Source organism: Psychromonas sp. Urea-02u-13 (genome assembly GCF_002835995.1).
GTDB lineage: Bacteria > Pseudomonadota > Gammaproteobacteria > Enterobacterales > Psychromonadaceae > Psychromonas.
The window spans coordinates 37387-53361 of record NZ_PJBZ01000040.1 but is presented as its reverse complement, the minus strand read 5'-3'; the positions used below and the strand labels follow the sequence as shown (position 1 = coordinate 53361).

Sequence of the window (15975 nt, the reverse complement as noted above, 5' to 3'; positions counted from 1 at the left end):
TGCCAATTAAGCTTGACGAATAATCATTGAAGCAAAGATGGGATATCCCGTTTTGTTCTTATTTCAGAAACTTATTTTTGATTAATACCATCGAATCAAGAAAGGTATGTCCTCTTTTACTCTTGTCTAATCATCGACTCGCCAAGAGGTGAAACCTCTGACAATTAATCTTGACGAACAACCATTGAAGCAAAGATGGGATGTCCAGTTTTTCTGATGACAATTAAAGGTTAAATATTAAAGACAGGCCCCTCCATCCTATAAAAAGCTATTTGACAAAAAATGCAAGACTACCCCCGATATTGTGAGTATTATGTTCCTTTAATATTTTAATTTAAGACAACATAAAGAATGGGTTATCTGACTTTTTCACTCAAAAAACCATATAAGTTATATCACGCTTTCAATATTTATTTCGTTACTACTCTTGTGTTAAATGTTTATATAATAACTATTCAATTTGGAGTAAATGTAAAATGCCAATCTCGCTTAATTACGTAACAATTCATAAATTAAATAAAGATAAAAATGAGGATATTCAAGAATCTACTATCCGGGAAGAATTGTTTCCTACTGATGACTTATCTGTAATAAAGCTAATTACAAATGTTAGTAAATTATACGGTCAAAAAAACAATAGTGCTCAATATGGCGTTTTTGTTGAGGGAGAAGGTAGAGGTGATTTTCCAGATAACTTTATCGAATATTACGAAAGTAATAACATTGATGATGATGACTTCCATGCTTTATCAGTAGGTGCAATGACTTCTCTTTTTACAAGCGCATCTAGTGTTAATTTTGCAACCGGCGGATATATTATATTTGCAGACTATGAGTCAGAAAGTGGTACTCGTTTTTTACTTATTGCAATGATTAAGCAGAAAGATGGCGTTAGTATTAGTGGAGATCTAAATATTGAACAATTACAATACATAGACGACAGTAAGCTATATCAAGCAGCACGCATTAATTTTTCAAAATACCTAGAGTATATAAATATACCTGAAGTTGAAGTTCCAGATTTAAACTACCTAAGTTTTATCAGTCCTAAAGGGTCTAATGCAGGATATTTTATAAAAGCAATTGGCTGTAAATCAGGTTCTCCATCAGCAGCAGCAACGACTAAAATAGTTAGTGAAACAGCAAGGTTTTTTAGTGAACATGATGAGCTTAGTCCATTCAAAAAAGAGATAAAGCGTGACATAGTTCAATACTTACATGAAGTCGCTGATTCAGAAGTACATCGAACAGCCAAGCTATCTGAAATTGAACCCTTGGCCAGACAATATATACCAGCAGATAATGTTGAGCAAGCAGACCAAATTATTGAAAATTTACACACTAGGTTAAACAGTGATGAAGTAGGGATCCCTTCTGAGTTTAATGTCAGTAAAACTGCGTTGGGTAAACTAACTCATATTTCCCATAAAGGAGATGATTTCAGCATTAACTTTAAGAAAAATAATTTAGGAACAGGCACTGGTAATCGCTTCAGGTTCCACAACGATACGCTTATAATTAAAGACCTACCCCAAGAGCTAAAAGATCAAATTTTAGCTCAAATTAATGATATAGAGAACTAACATTGCCTTTATCTGATGTTGTAGACATATATAGAAAATCCGGTAAACCGCCTTTTTTAAAAGAAGGTTTTACGGCTATTCTTCCTGCATCAGAAGATATAATCACATTAATAAAAAAAATAGTTCAGGCTAACGACAATTACCAAATTGATGAAGTACTTATTGATGGTAATGAGATTGAAGTTGAAAACTTAACGGTGTCAGAATCACAGTTAGCTGTTGTATTTGACCTTGGTAGCGAGATTCGTCACTTCCAAAATATAGAACAACTTATATCAGAATCCTCAGATATCAAAAAAGGTGAATTACCTGTTGAATTTTATCTTTTTGACGAAGATATTTATTACCAAAAGGGCAATGATGTTCATGGGGACTTATTAAAGCTTAAGCAACTCTGCGTCTTAATATCAAGCCTACTCAAGCTAGCACATTACCATAATGTAAAAGACTTAACTGAAGAACATCATCTCATCTTTTTAAGTGCAGAAAAGACTGACTCCCCACTGGTTATAGCAATGATTCCTTCAGCTGATTTATTGATGGGTAAGCTGAGTAAGGTTTCTATTCTAGATGATCTAATCGCAGATGAAGCTTCAACAATTGATACCCATCATTCAGCTAAAATCACTATTTTTTCTACAACCCTGAAAGAATTTTTACCACTATCACATAACCCTAAAGATGCATTTTACTATTTAGTATTGAATTGGGATGATTTTGCAGATCTATATTTAAACAACCTAAAAACTTATTCAAGTGGATTTGCCTTTCATAAAGCTAAAAAAGAAGTAGCCGAAGCAGAAATAACTTTTTCAGAACAACTCGCAAATATCATGAGTGATATTACAGGAAAGATACTCTCTATACCTGTTTCCTTGGCTGCAATTATTGCGATGGCTCCAGCCTCCAATTCAGTATTAATAGATTGTTTGATACTATTTGGGTTAATTATTTCCTCAGTATTTATTGTCGGCTCAATACAAAATCAACAGAATCGATTCAGCATAGTTAAGCAATCACAATATATAGTTTTTGAAGCAATCCAAGGTACGGCATTAAATTTTCCCGAAGCGTTAGAAAAACGTATCAAGGATATGAAAGATACGACAAACCGTAATATATATATAACACAAAGCTGGTTACAATTATTTAGAATAATTGCATGGTTTCCGTGCCTATTAGGCGCTGTATTTCTATGTTGGAAATATGATATTTCTAAAGAAACAATTGAATATATTATTATAGTATCCCTTGTAACTATTTGTATTCTCCGAGCGTTGCAAAAGCTTCATCATCACCTACAAAAAACCTGATTTAAAAAGCCAATCGGGATATCCAAAAAAGAAAAAAGATGGGACACCCAACCTTTTTAACTAGCACTTCGCCACTAAAATGGTTTTGATGGTTATAGCTTTTGTTCTTAATTCCAAGCTCTTTTTCAAAAACTGAAATTAAAAGCGTCTGTCATTACACAATGCACACTTCAATACTCCCGTTGTATTCCCTTTGGTTTAAAGTTTGTTTTAGCAAGGCCTGACAGGAGGTCAGGGGTAAGTGCGCTTCAGAACATGGATGTTCTGTAAGCACTGGTGCGGTTAAAACAATCTTGAAATCAAATGAAGGGAATAATCGGGCGAGCTCTTTTCTGCTCGCCAGAAAAGAGTAACTCGCCTCTGGCGAAACGACGGTAATGTAAGATCAAACCTTGCCAGAATAAGCGTCAGCGTTACAGAATTCAATGCGTAAATGAAATCAAGTCTTGTCGTTTTGATGGTTGTATTCTTTATTTTTAATTCTAATAAGGGAGTAATAAGGGAGGACACCCACATCTTGATATAAACAAAATCAGTAAGTTAAAATTATGATCGGGGAACCCGAAAGTTTTTAGTCAATAGATATAGAAGTAGAAATAACCAAACACCAGAAATGAAAAAACCGCTATCTCATTGCTGAGATAGCGGTTCTTCAAATGGTTGTAGTCAGCCGATAAGCCGGGTTCTGTCGTGAACCGTCATTCGTCTAGGCCAGCAATCGCTCACTGGCTCAAGCAACCTACCCGCTTCCAGCATGGGTCATGCCTCAGGAAGCCTATTTGGTTTTGCTTCGGGTGGAGTTTACCTTGCACTAATGATTACCCATTAGCCGGTGCGCTCTTACCGCACCCTTTCACCCTTACCGACTAATAACAAGTTATTAGAAGGCGGTCTCCTCTCTGCTGCACTTGTCGTTAGCTCGCGCTACCCAGGCGTTACCTGGCACCCTACCCTATGAAGCCCGGACTTTCCTCCCCCTCTATTACAAACAACAAAAGCCGTAAGTAATAAAAGCGGCGACGATTTAGCCGACTACGGGGCGGATTATATAGGAGTCGTTTTAAGGAATAAAGTTATAAGTTCTCTAATCCCCATTTATATAGGTCATTTTTCTTCTGATCGTGTATTTGTGCCGTTAGAGCTGCTGCTTTTTTGAGCGGAAGCTGTTCTTTTAACAATTTCAGGGTATTTAATGCTACTTGAGGAATTGCATCAGTATCAATAACCGCACCTGCTACCATTAATACAAATTCACCACGACAATGGTTCGTATCTTCTTTTAACCACGCGAGCATCTCAATGGCAGGTAATGCGTAAAAAGACTCGAAGGTTTTTGTTAGCTCACGTGCAATCACTAATTTTCGGTCTTCGCCTAATACATTAACCACTTGTTGCACCGTATCGATGATGCGACGTGGTGATTCGTAAAACACCATAGTGCGCGTTTCTTCAATCAATGCGGTTAGTTTGTCTTGTTTGCCTTTTTCTTTCGCTGGTAAAAAACCTTCAAATGAGAATCTATCGGTTGGTAAACCAGCAGCACTTAATGCAGCGATCGTTGCACAGGCGCCAGGAATAGGCACAATTTCGACACCATTTTCACGACACTCATTCACTAAATGATAACCGGGATCACTAATCAAGGGTGTACCTGCATCTGAAATTAAGGCAACAGATTGACCGGCCTTTATTTTTTCAATTAACACTTTTCCACGTTCACGTTCGTTATGATCGTGTAGTGGGAACATTGGTTTTTTGATTTGATGATGGCTAAGTAATTTTCCACTATGGCGTGTATCTTCTGCCGCAATAAGGTCGACTTGTTGAAGCGTTTCAATCGCACGGTAAGTAATGTCACTCATATTGCCAATAGGCGTGGCAACGATATACAGTTTTGCAGGGAGAGTTGATGGCGATTCGCTATGTTGAGACATTTTATTAGCCTATTAAAGAATGAATAAGATTGTTTAACGCAAGCCACAATATTACACTACATAGTTATTGATACCTATACAGAAATTTTGCTGCATATAAAGGACTCTACTTTGAACGTTTTACTAAAAAAACGCATAAGCCGCTATTTAACCGTGATTGCAACGGTAGCTGTTATGACGGCTTGTACCACCACGGCAACGGCACCTGAAGATGTTCCGCCAGCTCTTTTTAGTGAGTTAGAGGCTGACTCTGCGTTTTATCTTAATAAAGATGAACAATTAGGCAGTGATACAAATTTAGCGTGGCAATTTCTTGCGATACAAGCATTGATCAAAGAAAGACAATTTGTCATGGCAGATGCGGTGATTGATTCTTTGCAAGCGAAAGTCTTAACGCCTGAACAATCGGCAACATTAGGGTTATTAATCGCAGACAAGTTTTATGCGCAGAATAAATTACCTGAAACACAAACGTCATTAACTCGTCTTGATGCGCAAGTGTTGAGTTCCACCGATTTAGTACATTATTTAAAACTACAAGTGGCGTTACACATTCGTAATGAGCTACCACTTGAAGCTTCTGAAAGCTTGTTGTTATTAGCACCACGTTTAAACGTTGATGCTGATAAGCAAACGTATAATGATCTGTTATTAGCGCAGTTAACACTTTTACCTGCACAAACACTAAACAGCTTTAAAGTAGCAGAAAAGATCCCTGCACCTGAGCCTGCACAAAACGTTTCAGAAGCAGAAACGATCAGCGCTGATGTGCCCATTATTGTGGTCGAAAATAAATTACTGATCGACCCTGATTTTAAAGCGGGATGGTATGCACTAGCGAGTCTTTATCAAAGTAACCGATTACGCCCGAACCGTCTGACTCGCAGCTTAGATGAATGGAAAGTCGCTCACCCCGAGCATGCTGCTTTAGCGTTTATGCCACTGGTATTAACCGACATTGAAGCTTTTAGTCCTTATCAACCGGATAACATTGCGGTGTTATTACCGCTTTCAGGACGTTTTGAGAAACCAGGTAAAGCGATTCAACTTGGGTTGTTAAATGCTTATTACCACCAGCAAAAATCATTAAGCGATGAAGACAAAAAGATGCCTAAACTGCACTTTTTTGACACTCAAAAAACCAGTGCAGAACAGTTAGCCTTGCAATTAGAAGCGGCTAATATCGACTTTGTTATTGGCCCGCTGATGAAAAAAGAAATTGACGCGCTTTTACCTCTGCTTAAAAATACGCCAGTGTTAGCGTTAAATCGTTTTGCTGAAAAAATGAAAACCGCTAAAAGCGCATCAACAGCATCGGATGCAAGTGACGAAGAGAAACCAGCAGAAACAACCCCTGTTTCATGGCATTACGCATTTCCATTGTCTCCTGAAGATGAGGCCAAACAAGCGGCAATGATGATTAATGCTGATCAACATAAAAACCCGCTTATTATTGTGCCAAATTCTAATTACGGAAAACGTGTAGCCAAGGTATTCAGAGACCAATGGGCGGCATTAACACCGACAAGTGACGTGCAAGTAGAAGCACATTATTTCGAGTCAAAAGCAAAACTAGGTCGATTTATTGACGATGTTTTACAAACCAATAAAAGTAAACGTCGTATTAACCAGATGAAAGCAATTACGCGACTCTCACTAGAAACTGAAGTACGTAGTCGCCGTGATATTGATGCTATTTATATCGTCAGTAAACGTGATGAACTTATTCTGTTAAAACCTTTTATCGATGTTTCTGTTAGTCCTTTTGCACAAAAAATACCGCTTTACGCCAGTTCACGCAGTCATACTTTTGACCGTAACAACATGCAAAATAAAGAGCTTTCAAACTTAGTGTTTTCTGATAATCCTTTTTTATTAGACCAACAAAGTGCGCTCAGTAAAGAAGTACAACAAGCTTGGAAAAGACAGTCTTTTTCTACCTTACGCATGTTTGCTTTAGGGTTTGATAGCTACCAACTTATTGAGCAATTAATTTACTTACAAAGCAGTGAAGATGCTGTTTATAAAGGATTAGTCGGCAATCTTACTTTAGATGCTGGCAATAATATTGACGCGACACTAAGCTGGGCAAAATACCAAGATGGAGCGCTTTTTGAAATTGCCTCGCCTATTACAGCCGAGTAATTCAACGGGTGTAATAGCTGAGAAAAAAGCATTAGCTTACTTACGTAAGCAAGGTTTAACACTGCTTCATCAAAACTATTATTGTCGTTTTGGTGAAGTTGATTTAATCATGTTAGATGAAGATACCTTGGTTTTTATTGAGGTACGCTATCGCAAGAACGGTGATTTCGGTGGTGCATTAGCTTCTATCAATCAAACCAAACAACGAAAAATAATCAAAACGGCCAGCCATTATTTGACACAGTTAACTTCTGAGCCCTATTGCCGTTTTGATGCTATCGCTTTAAACGACTCTGACAACACACCCCTCTGGGTAAAAGACGCGTTTCAAGCATAAAGAGAAGACAAGCAAATGATAAATGAAAAAATACACGCTCACTTTGCAGAGAGCATTCAAACCAAAATAGTGGCCGCAGAGGCATTACCTGAGTCTATCGAAAAAGCTGCATTGGCTTTAACGGCAACACTGGTACGTGGCAACAAGATATTAGTGTGTGGCAATGGTGGCGCAGCTGCCCTTGCACAGATTTTTTCTTCTCACTTACTCAATAAATATGAAACGGATCGCCCTTCGCTTCCTGCCATCGCAATTACCGCCGATTCTGCGTTAGTTTCTGCCATTGCAACTGATAGTCATTTTGACCAGATATACGCAAAGCAAATCTCTGCGATTGCACAAGAAGGCGATATTTTACTGGTTATTAGTCACGGCGGTAATAGCCGTAATATGATAAAAGCGGTAGAAACAGCGCTTAGTAAATCGATTCAAATCATTGCGCTGAATGGTGTTGATGGTGGTGAATTAGCGGGTTTGTTAGGTTCAGATGACATTGAAATTCGTGCGCCTAGTGATAAGGGATCACGTATTGAAGAGATACATCTTTTGGTGATCAATTGTTTAAGTGATCTTATTGATCAACAACTTTTCCCTCAACATTAAGTTATCAATATGAAAATAAAATTTACGCTTATTCCTATGTTGCTAACCTTTTTGCTACTGCAAGGCTGTGCGGGCGGCTTGATTGTTGTCGCAGGTACTGCGGTTGCAGTGACCAGTGATGAGCGCTCAATTTCAACGCAAATAGATGATGATAATTTAGCCTTAGCGGCACTCGATAAAATTACCGAACTCGATTTAAACCATCGTGATATACGTATTAGTTTAATTACCAACAATGGTTATTTACTCGCTATCGGGCAAGTAAATAATGAAGTGCAAAAAAACATGATCGGTAATCAACTTAGTACGCTAAAAAATGTAAAGCAGGTTTATAACCAGCTACGTGTGAGCAAACCGATTGGTTTTGTACAGCAGAGCCAAGACAGTTGGATCACCACCAAAGCAAAAAGCCAATTAACGGCACATGATGAGATTAATTCTTTCCAAATAAAAGTAGTGACGGAAGATGCTGAATTGTTTTTGATTGGTAGGGTTGATAAAGAGACTGCAGATAACGCGACGAATGTTAGCCGTAAAATATCAGGTGTTAAACGTGTAAACCGAGTTTTCCAAATTATCCCAGAGAAATAATCTATTCTATAAAACAAACTAAGGTGTCATTTTATTAAAAATAACACCTTAGTCTTGTGTTCAATTCGTTTTAATCAATATCTAAATATTTATGCACCTGCACCGATAAACGCCAATTACGCTCAATACAGGTTTGCATACACAGCGCCGTTGCTTTGGCTTTTTGTGAAATAGGCTGCAAACAGATGGTCTTGTCTTTAAGCGATTTTAGAGGCTGTAAAAGCGCATCTAACTGCTCGATGTCTTTCTCTGTACCTACCGGATGTTTTATTTCATTAGCACGCTCAAGTGCCGATAACAGCACCTCTTTCTTAGCACGCATATTCACTTTAGGTGAAACCGTTACCCAACTGTAAGCATCAACTAAAACAGGGTATGTCCCGCTAGTTTCAATTTGAGCATGAAAACCAAATTCATGTAATAAATGCGTTAATTCGCGTAAATCGAACATGCACGGTTCACCGCCGGTGATAACCACCAATTTTGCCGTATAACCTAAGCGCTTAATTTCATCGATAATGCCCTGTGCACTTACACTCGACCAACAATCTGACTCATTACTACGATCGGTTAAGAGGTTAAGTGATGTTTCTTTAGCGGGATCAATTTCCCACGTATGCTTGGTATCACACCAGGCACATCCAACATCACACCCTTGTAAGCGGACAAAAATAGCGGGAACGCCAGTATAAAACCCTTCGCCTTGAATGGTCTGAAATAGCTCATTTACTTTGTAATTTTTCTGCATTAGCGGTTATACTCAACGGTTGATATGGGTCACAAAATGACTGACCTGATTTATAATGAAATAAAGTGGGAAATACAAGCAAAATGCAAAAAAAAGTCGTTGTTATATACTCGGGTGGAATGGACTCTTATACGGTTTTACATAAAGCCATTGAAGAGGGTTTAACCCCTTATGCTTTAACATTTGATTATGGACAGCGTCATATCAAAGAGATTGATGTGGCACGTTCAGTCTGCTCAGAATTAGATATTAACCACAAAGTGATTGATATCTCAGCTATTAATCAGCTTATTGGTGGCTCTTCTCTGACCGATGATTCAATTGATGTTGCAATTGGCCACTATCAAAATGAAAATATGAAAAGTACGGTTGTGCCCAATCGTAATATGATTTTACTTTCATTAGCGATAGGTTATGCCGTTTCAATTGGTGCAGAGCAAGTTTATTACGGTGCTCACTCAGGCGATCATGAAATCTACCCAGACTGTCGCCCTATTTTTGTAGAGAAAATGAATGAAGTAGCCGCCGTTGCCAATTATGAATCTACTGAGATTTATTCGCCTTATTTAACCAGTAATAAGATTGGTATATTAAAAGATGGCATACGTATGGGTCTTGATTACGGTAAAACGTGGACTTGTTATAACGGCCGTGAAAAAGCCTGTGGTTTATGCGGTAGCTGTGTTGAACGTCTTGAAGCATTTGAGAAAAATGGTCTTACTGACCCAGTTGAATACGAAGATCTAAACGCCTAAGTTTATAATCTTGTATCAATAAAAAAGGTAAAGTGAACATTCACTTTACCTTTTTTAGTTTTAGCACCTTCTAGTCTTTCAACTTTCCAGTCTTATTCGCTCATTACCATGGTTTTTGCATAGGTAAAGTCAATCGCATCACCTGACTTACTTAGCTCTACGGTTACACTACCACCGTCTTGTAACTGACCAAACAAGATCTCATTCGCTAATGGTTTTTTCAATTTATCTTGAATTAATCTTGCCATTGGTCTTGCGCCCATTGCTTTATCGTAGCCATGTTCAGCTAGCCACTTACGTGCGCTTTCACTCACTTCAAGGGAGATCTGTTTTTTATCTAATTGCGCTTGTAGTTGAACAATAAATTTATCAACCACTTGATAAATGACTTCAAGGCTAAGATGCTCAAACCAGATAACATTATCTAGACGATTTCTAAACTCTGGTGAAAACAGTTTATTAATCTCATCCATTACTTTAAGTGAATCTTCTTGGTCTTTAAAACCGATACTGCTTCTTGTTGTTTCACGTACACCGGCATTGGTTGTCATCACTAAGACGATATTTCTAAAGTCAGCTTTACGACCATTATTATCCGTTAGTGTGCCGTGATCCATTACCTGTAGCAGAATGTTATAAATATCACTGTGTGCTTTTTCAATCTCATCTAAGAGTAATACCGCATAAGGATGTTTGATAACCGCATCAGTCAACAACCCTGCTTGCTCATGACCAACGTAACCCGGAGGCGCGCCCAGTAAACGTGAAACCGTATGTTTCTCCATATACTCTGACATATCAAAACGTAATAACTCAACGCCCATCGCTTTCGCAAGTTGTTGTGTTACTTCTGTTTTACCCACACCCGTTGGTCCCGCAAATAAGAATGAACCAATCGGTTTAAACTCTTCAGATAAACCAGAACGATTTAAGTGAATGGCGTCGGTTAATTGATCTATCGCTTCATTTTGACCAAATACAGTCATTTTCAAACGTTCAGGTAACTTAGCAAGTTGATCTTTGTCTGAACTGCTCACTGAGTTTTTAGGGATACGTGCAATTTTAGCAATGATGTTTTCTATCTCTAAAACACCAATTGTTTTTTTACGCTTACTTGGCGGTAATAAACGCATTTGCGATCCCGCTTCATCAATAACATCAATCGCTTTATCGGGTAAATGTCTGTCATTAATGTATTTAGCGCTTAACTCAGCTGCCGCCATCAATGCTTTATTGGTATAACGAATATCGTGATGTGCTTCATAACGAGAGCGAAGCCCCAGTAAAATTTGCCCTGTTTCTTTAATCGATGGCTCAAGTACATCTATTTTTTGGAAACGACGTGCAAGTGCGTGTTCTTTTTCAAAAACCTGTCCAAACTCTTTATAAGTTGTAGATCCCATGCAACGTAACTTACCACCACTCAACAAAGGTTTTAATAGGTTAGCCGCATCTAGCTGGCCACCAGTTGCTGCACCCGCGCCAATAATGGTGTGTATTTCATCAATAAATAAAATGGCGTTATCTTGCTCTTCAAGCTGCGTTAATACTGTTTTGAAACGTTGCTCAAATTCACCACGATATTTTGTTCCCGCAAGTAATGCGCCCATGTCTAACGAGTAGATAATATTGTCATTAATAACATCAGGTACGTCACCGTTTACAATACGGTATGCTAGCCCTTCAGCAATGGCTGTTTTACCCACACCCGCTTCACCAACCAGTAACGGGTTGTTTTTACGACGACGACACAATATTTGTACGCAACGCTCAACTTCTTTATCACGGCCAATTAGTGGGTCTATTTCACCCGCTTCTACACGCTCATTGAGGTTAATGGTAAATTGCATCTCTTCTTTTGCTTCCGCAGGTTGCTCTATTTGTTCTTGTTCATGATAAATAGCCGGTGCCGTATCTGCCGATTTACTGATGCCATGCGAGATATAATTAACCACATCTAAACGAGATAGATTCGCTTTTTTCAGTAGGTATACCGCTTGTGATTCTTGCTCGCTAAACATGGCAACTAACACACTACCCGCAGAAACTTCTGTACTACCAGATGATTGCACATGGAAAATAGCACGTTGTAAAACACGCTCAAAGGCAATCGTTGGCTGAATTTCTATCTCTTGGGTATGGACTTCAGGTACGGCAGGGGTATTTTCTAAATAGGTTAATATTTCAATGTGCAGAGAGACCATGTCAACCGAGCAAGCGGTTAACAATGTTTTTATTTCTCCATTTTCAAGCAACGCAAGTAACAAATGCTCAACGGTCATGAATTCATGCGATTTTTCAAACGCAAAACGGAAGGCTAAATCTAAACTATTTTCTAAGGCTTTATCTAACATAGAGACCCCTTAATGGGTTGATTACAATTTACGACTCTTTTTCCATTGAGCAACGTAATGGGTGCTCATTTTGTTTTGCGTAATTTAATACTTGCATCACTTTTGTTTCAGCAATTTCAGCACTAAATGTGCCACAGATTCCAACCTCTTTATAATGAACGTTTAGCATCACTTCGGTGGCGTTTTCGCTATCTAAACGGAAAAAACGTTGTAATACATCAATCACAAAATCCATCGGCGTATAATCATCGTTATGTAATAACACGTTATACATCGATGGCGGCATTAATTTTGTTTCTAACCGCTCAATGGTCGCCGATTCATTACCTGTTTGCGGGGGATTTTTATCACTCATCTTTCAGTTTAGTCTTATTATTAAAGTTATGGGAATTATATACCCATGCTACTTCAAGGTGCAAAGTCAGCAAGGAAAATTGTGCCGAGATACTAGGCATAAAATTGAAGCCTAGTCATTCTAAGTCGAAATTTTATAACGACGTAGATTGGTATAAGTTTCTTTGCCCTACGGAGCGCAATCTCACTTGTTATTCAACCATGGCAGTTCGCGTTACAACAATCAAAAAGTGAATAAAAATCACCTCTCGTTATCGAGCTTGTGCCTGACAAAGCATATTGAGGTAACATGGGTATATACCGCATGCTTTTTTTGGCACTCAATAGAATACTAAAGAAAAGGAAAAACAGGGGTAGATTGGAATAGAGTAAAGATAACTAAAGCAATGTGCAAACATCAGGCTTAAATAAACATTAAGCCTGTGAAGTTATTAACTTATTTACGTTGTAATTTAGCTTTAAGCCTTTCTTGAACCGCTTCAACTAATCTGTCTGGCTGAAACTTTGAAAGCAACGCATTACAACCTACTTTTTCAACCATTGCTTGATTGAAGCTACCACTTAGCGAGGTATTTAAGACGATATATAATTCTGACATGTCGGGATTAGCACGCACTTCAGAGGTTAACTTATAACCATCCATAATAGGCATTTCAGCATCGGTGATAAGCATTAAGATTTCATCTTCAATACGCTTACCCTCGGCAGCCCATGATTTTAAAATCTCTAGCGCTTGCAAACCATTTTCAGCAGGGATAATTTCAATACCAAGCTGTGACAATGTTGACTCAACCTGTTTACGCGCAGTAGATGAATCATCGGCATGTAATATTTTAACACCAACAAGTTCATCAACAATCTCGTTATCTAATACGCCCTCAGAAATAGACACATCGTATTCAATGATTTCCGCGAGCACTTTTTCTACATCAATAATTTCAACGATTTCTTCTCGGTCACCTTTTTGCAATTTTGTAATTGCCGTTAGGTAATGATCTCGCCCAACACTGCTCGGCGGATGCATTATTTCCTTCCAGGTCATATTAACAATACGTTCAACTTTGCCGACTAAAAAACCTTGTATGGTTCGGTTATATTCAGTAATGATTAAATTACATTCTTCATCCACGTCAATAGGTCTGAAACCTACCGCTTCACGTAAATTAATAACTGGAATTGACTGCCCACGAATATTGGCCACACCAGAAATTTTAGGGTGTGCGTTTGGCAAACGATTAAGAGGAGGCAGCTTAACGACCTCTTTTACTTTAAATACATTTATTGCAAATAGTTGACGACCTTGCAAGTGAAACAATAAGAGTTCTAATCTATTTTCACCTACTAAATTAGTACGTTGGTCAACACTATTAAGAAGACTTGTCATCGATATTTCCTACTTTAAAATTTAGATAAAAGAGCTCAACATTTCTATCAACACCACTTTATTCTTCGAGAGTACATTTAAGACGATTTGTAATATTTATTGCCATCAAGCTCGGTGAGCTTCTTTTGCTATTTGCTAAAAGCACATAATCTTTGCAATTAGATTAGATATTAGTTCTCTTAGCCATAAATGCGAGCGATGCGGCATCAATGGTGCGCTATATCTTTATTTTTATGTGCTTTGTTGCTGGTTTAGCACTACAGAGAAGAATTTGGTTTCCCTGTAAGTCCGCTGAAACATCATGTTCATAAATAATCTGCCCGGCAACAAGTTCAACAGTGCAAGCGCCACAATGCCCACTACGGCAACTGCTCATAGGAGATATGCCCGCACTTTCTGCAAAATCTAATAAATTTCCATCCGTCTCGGACCACTGCAGTGTTTTATTTGATTCACTAAATTCAACGGTTGCTTGTTTTACTACTTTTAATTTTGAGGCTGAAAAAAACATACTGATTAGACTCCTTGTCACTATACCGAAAGAGGACCATTTAGTATTAATATTAGTACAAAGCTAAAAATATTCGGTGCCAGCGTGTTAAAAGCCAGCTTATGCCTATTCTTAATAGTGATATTTAATGGGGATAGGTATGAAAACACTGAAAATTCTCTGCTGGATCGCAGACTTCTGATGGAAGAGCTATTAGAAACACTTTATGCGGGTATCGCTAACACGCGTAATTGGGCACTCTTTTGTGAAAAACTAAGCCAACTATTTAACGCTAACTCCGCCACGCTCATTTCTATAAACCAACCTTTTAACCAATGCAAATATGCAGCGTCTTACGGTATTTCTAAAACGACACTTGATCAACTTGCTATTTTTCTTCCCAATAATGATCCACGTATCAATATTGCCAGAGAGCAACCAGACCGAGGGCACATTTTTGATAGCGGCAGCATGCTTTATAGTAACCCCAATAACCTCTTTTCATCTTCACTTATCTATTTAGATATTCTTCGACACAATAACATTGAGCACCATTTAGTGCTGTCTCTCAATATTGATGAAAATGAAGATGTTTTTATTCTCTTAACCAGAAAAAAAGAACAATCAGTATTTACACTCAATGATATAACAAAGTTAGAATTACTATTAATAGATATTAAACGTGCTATTAAAATTCAAAAAAACAATGAAACGAACGAAACCTATATACGTGCAGGCCTTAATAGCTTAAAACTTCAACCGATAGGCTCTATTATTGCTAACGCTAACAGCCAAGTTTTCCACTATAATGATTACGCGAAAGCAATTCTTGAAGAAAAAGATGGCCTGTTTTTGCTTAATAACACCCTATACCAAGGCAACCTTAAAATATCATCTCTACTTTCAAGTAAAATAGATCTTAGCTTAGATGCCGACCCCGAGAATTTAATCAGTATTAATCGTAAAAATTCCACTCATGCCTATCAATTAATGGTGAAACCTTTTCAGGTTCGCCACACGCCCTTTCAAGGAAAAGATAACGCAACCAATATGGTGCACATCTTTATTCTTGATCCCGATAAAGAGCCTAATATTACCATCACACTGCTGCAAAACATCTTTGGTCTTACCGTAGCAGAGGCTAAGTTAGCCTCGACGCTCACCAGACACTGCAACTTAAAAAACACGCAAAATGAATTAAATATCAGTGCCAATACTGCCCGCACTCACCTTAAACACATCTTCCAAAAAATGAATGTTTCTAGCCAAGTTGAACTGGTTAAATTAATCACCACCAGCTACCTCTGGTCTTCAGAAAAATAACGTCCCTCACCCATATGGGTGATAAAAGAAAAACTAAATTCACCTAGTTGGGGGATTTTAA

General features: G+C 38.1%; 14 protein-coding genes and 1 other RNA gene. 8 read left to right on the top strand and 7 right to left on the bottom strand.

Features of this window, described 5'->3' with window-relative positions:
* The first annotated feature begins 476 nt into the window (after nt 1–476).
* Both CXF74_RS03370 and CXF74_RS03365 read left to right on the top strand, forming a co-directional pair.
* Nucleotides 477–1583, top strand: a complete 1107-nt coding sequence (locus CXF74_RS03370; RefSeq protein WP_101080990.1) for a nucleoid-associated protein — start codon at nt 477–479, stop codon at nt 1581–1583.
* 2 nt (nt 1584–1585) lie between these two features.
* The gene (locus tag CXF74_RS03365; protein WP_101080989.1) at nt 1586–2896 is read left to right on the top strand and encodes a hypothetical protein; all 1311 of its coding nucleotides are present in this window, start codon (nt 1586–1588) and stop codon (nt 2894–2896) included.
* A gap of 658 nt (nt 2897–3554) precedes the next feature.
* Here the strand turns inward: CXF74_RS03365 and rnpB are convergent.
* Together rnpB and rsmI are read right to left on the bottom strand one after the other, a co-directional pair.
* An RNA gene (gene rnpB / locus CXF74_RS03360) (RNase P RNA component class A) lies at nt 3555–3932 on the bottom strand.
* 37 nt (nt 3933–3969) lie between these two features.
* The gene (gene rsmI, locus CXF74_RS03355; protein ID WP_101080988.1) at nt 3970–4830 is read right to left on the bottom strand and encodes a 16S rRNA (cytidine(1402)-2'-O)-methyltransferase; all 861 of its coding nucleotides are present in this window, start codon (nt 4828–4830) and stop codon (nt 3970–3972) included.
* 111 nt (nt 4831–4941) lie between these two features.
* Here rsmI and CXF74_RS03350 point away from each other — a divergent pair, with 111 nt between their 5' ends.
* Genes CXF74_RS03350 through CXF74_RS03335 form a run of 4 tightly spaced genes read left to right on the top strand, consistent with a single transcriptional unit; the run spans nt 4942 to nt 8506 of the window.
* Nucleotides 4942–6975, top strand: a complete 2034-nt coding sequence (locus CXF74_RS03350; RefSeq protein WP_232772424.1) for a penicillin-binding protein activator — start codon at nt 4942–4944, stop codon at nt 6973–6975.
* Nucleotides 6944–7312, top strand: a complete 369-nt coding sequence (locus CXF74_RS03345) for a YraN family protein (RefSeq protein WP_101080987.1) — start codon at nt 6944–6946, stop codon at nt 7310–7312. The genes CXF74_RS03350 and CXF74_RS03345 overlap by 32 nt, the downstream gene beginning before the upstream one ends.
* 15 nt (nt 7313–7327) lie before the next feature.
* A complete protein-coding gene (locus CXF74_RS03340) occupies nt 7328–7915 on the top strand; it encodes a D-sedoheptulose-7-phosphate isomerase (protein WP_101080986.1) in 588 nt (195 codons plus the stop codon).
* A 9-nt stretch (nt 7916–7924) separates the two neighbouring features.
* On the top strand, nt 7925–8506 hold the full coding sequence (locus CXF74_RS03335) for a BON domain-containing protein (RefSeq protein ID WP_101080985.1): 582 nt from the start codon (nt 7925–7927) through the stop codon (nt 8504–8506).
* A gap of 70 nt (nt 8507–8576) precedes the next feature.
* Here CXF74_RS03335 and queE read toward each other — a convergent pair whose 3' ends face one another.
* The gene (gene queE, locus CXF74_RS03330; protein ID WP_101080984.1) at nt 8577–9254 is read right to left on the bottom strand and encodes a 7-carboxy-7-deazaguanine synthase QueE; all 678 of its coding nucleotides are present in this window, start codon (nt 9252–9254) and stop codon (nt 8577–8579) included.
* Nucleotides 9255–9337: 83 nt separating this feature from the next.
* Here queE and queC point away from each other — a divergent pair, with 83 nt between their 5' ends.
* Complete coding sequence (gene queC / locus CXF74_RS03325) at nt 9338–10009, top strand: 7-cyano-7-deazaguanine synthase QueC (protein ID WP_101080983.1); 672 nt, start codon at nt 9338–9340, stop codon at nt 10007–10009.
* A 92-nt stretch (nt 10010–10101) separates the two neighbouring features.
* On the opposite strand, the gene clpA is transcribed toward queC, so the two are convergent.
* From clpA to CXF74_RS03305, 4 genes are all read right to left on the bottom strand, one after another.
* Complete coding sequence (gene clpA / locus CXF74_RS03320) at nt 10102–12363, bottom strand: ATP-dependent Clp protease ATP-binding subunit ClpA (protein WP_101080982.1); 2262 nt, start codon at nt 12361–12363, stop codon at nt 10102–10104.
* A gap of 28 nt (nt 12364–12391) precedes the next feature.
* Entirely contained in the window at nt 12392–12718 is a 327-nt protein-coding gene (gene clpS / locus CXF74_RS03315) for an ATP-dependent Clp protease adapter ClpS (RefSeq protein ID WP_101080981.1), read from the bottom strand.
* A gap of 435 nt (nt 12719–13153) precedes the next feature.
* Nucleotides 13154–14101 (bottom strand): chemotaxis protein CheV, encoded by a 948-nt coding sequence (locus CXF74_RS03310; RefSeq protein WP_101080980.1) that lies wholly within the window; start codon nt 14099–14101, stop codon nt 13154–13156.
* Between the two features lie 217 nt (nt 14102–14318).
* Nucleotides 14319–14612 (bottom strand): 2Fe-2S iron-sulfur cluster-binding protein, encoded by a 294-nt coding sequence (locus CXF74_RS03305; protein WP_101080979.1) that lies wholly within the window; start codon nt 14610–14612, stop codon nt 14319–14321.
* Between the two features lie 180 nt (nt 14613–14792).
* On the opposite strand from CXF74_RS03305, the gene CXF74_RS03300 reads away from it, so the two are divergent.
* Nucleotides 14793–15914 carry a helix-turn-helix transcriptional regulator gene (locus CXF74_RS03300; protein ID WP_101080978.1) on the top strand — a complete coding sequence of 374 codons (1122 nt, stop codon included), beginning with the start codon at nt 14793–14795 and terminating at the stop codon, nt 15912–15914.
* Nucleotides 15915–15975: the final 61 nt, after the last annotated feature.

What these genes read in the sequence shown, in the direction of transcription:
- CXF74_RS03335 (WP_101080985.1), top strand. Translation starts at nt 7,925, where the DNA reads ATGAAAATAAAATTTACGCTTATTCCTATGTTGCTAACCTTTTTGCTA.
- queC (WP_101080983.1), top strand. Translation starts at nt 9,338, where the DNA reads ATGCAAAAAAAAGTCGTTGTTATATACTCGGGTGGAATGGACTCTTAT.
- queE (WP_101080984.1), bottom strand. Translation starts at nt 9,254, where the DNA reads ATGCAGAAAAATTACAAAGTAAATGAGCTATTTCAGACCATTCAAGGC.
- CXF74_RS03370 (WP_101080990.1), top strand. Translation starts at nt 477, where the DNA reads ATGCCAATCTCGCTTAATTACGTAACAATTCATAAATTAAATAAAGAT.
- CXF74_RS03305 (WP_101080979.1), bottom strand. Translation starts at nt 14,612, where the DNA reads ATGTTTTTTTCAGCCTCAAAATTAAAAGTAGTAAAACAAGCAACCGTT.
- rsmI (WP_101080988.1), bottom strand. Translation starts at nt 4,830, where the DNA reads ATGTCTCAACATAGCGAATCGCCATCAACTCTCCCTGCAAAACTGTAT.
- CXF74_RS03300 (WP_101080978.1), top strand. Translation starts at nt 14,793, where the DNA reads ATGGAAGAGCTATTAGAAACACTTTATGCGGGTATCGCTAACACGCGT.
- CXF74_RS03340 (WP_101080986.1), top strand. Translation starts at nt 7,328, where the DNA reads ATGATAAATGAAAAAATACACGCTCACTTTGCAGAGAGCATTCAAACC.
- clpA (WP_101080982.1), bottom strand. Translation starts at nt 12,363, where the DNA reads ATGTTAGATAAAGCCTTAGAAAATAGTTTAGATTTAGCCTTCCGTTTT.
- CXF74_RS03310 (WP_101080980.1), bottom strand. Translation starts at nt 14,101, where the DNA reads ATGACAAGTCTTCTTAATAGTGTTGACCAACGTACTAATTTAGTAGGT.
- clpS (WP_101080981.1), bottom strand. Translation starts at nt 12,718, where the DNA reads ATGAGTGATAAAAATCCCCCGCAAACAGGTAATGAATCGGCGACCATT.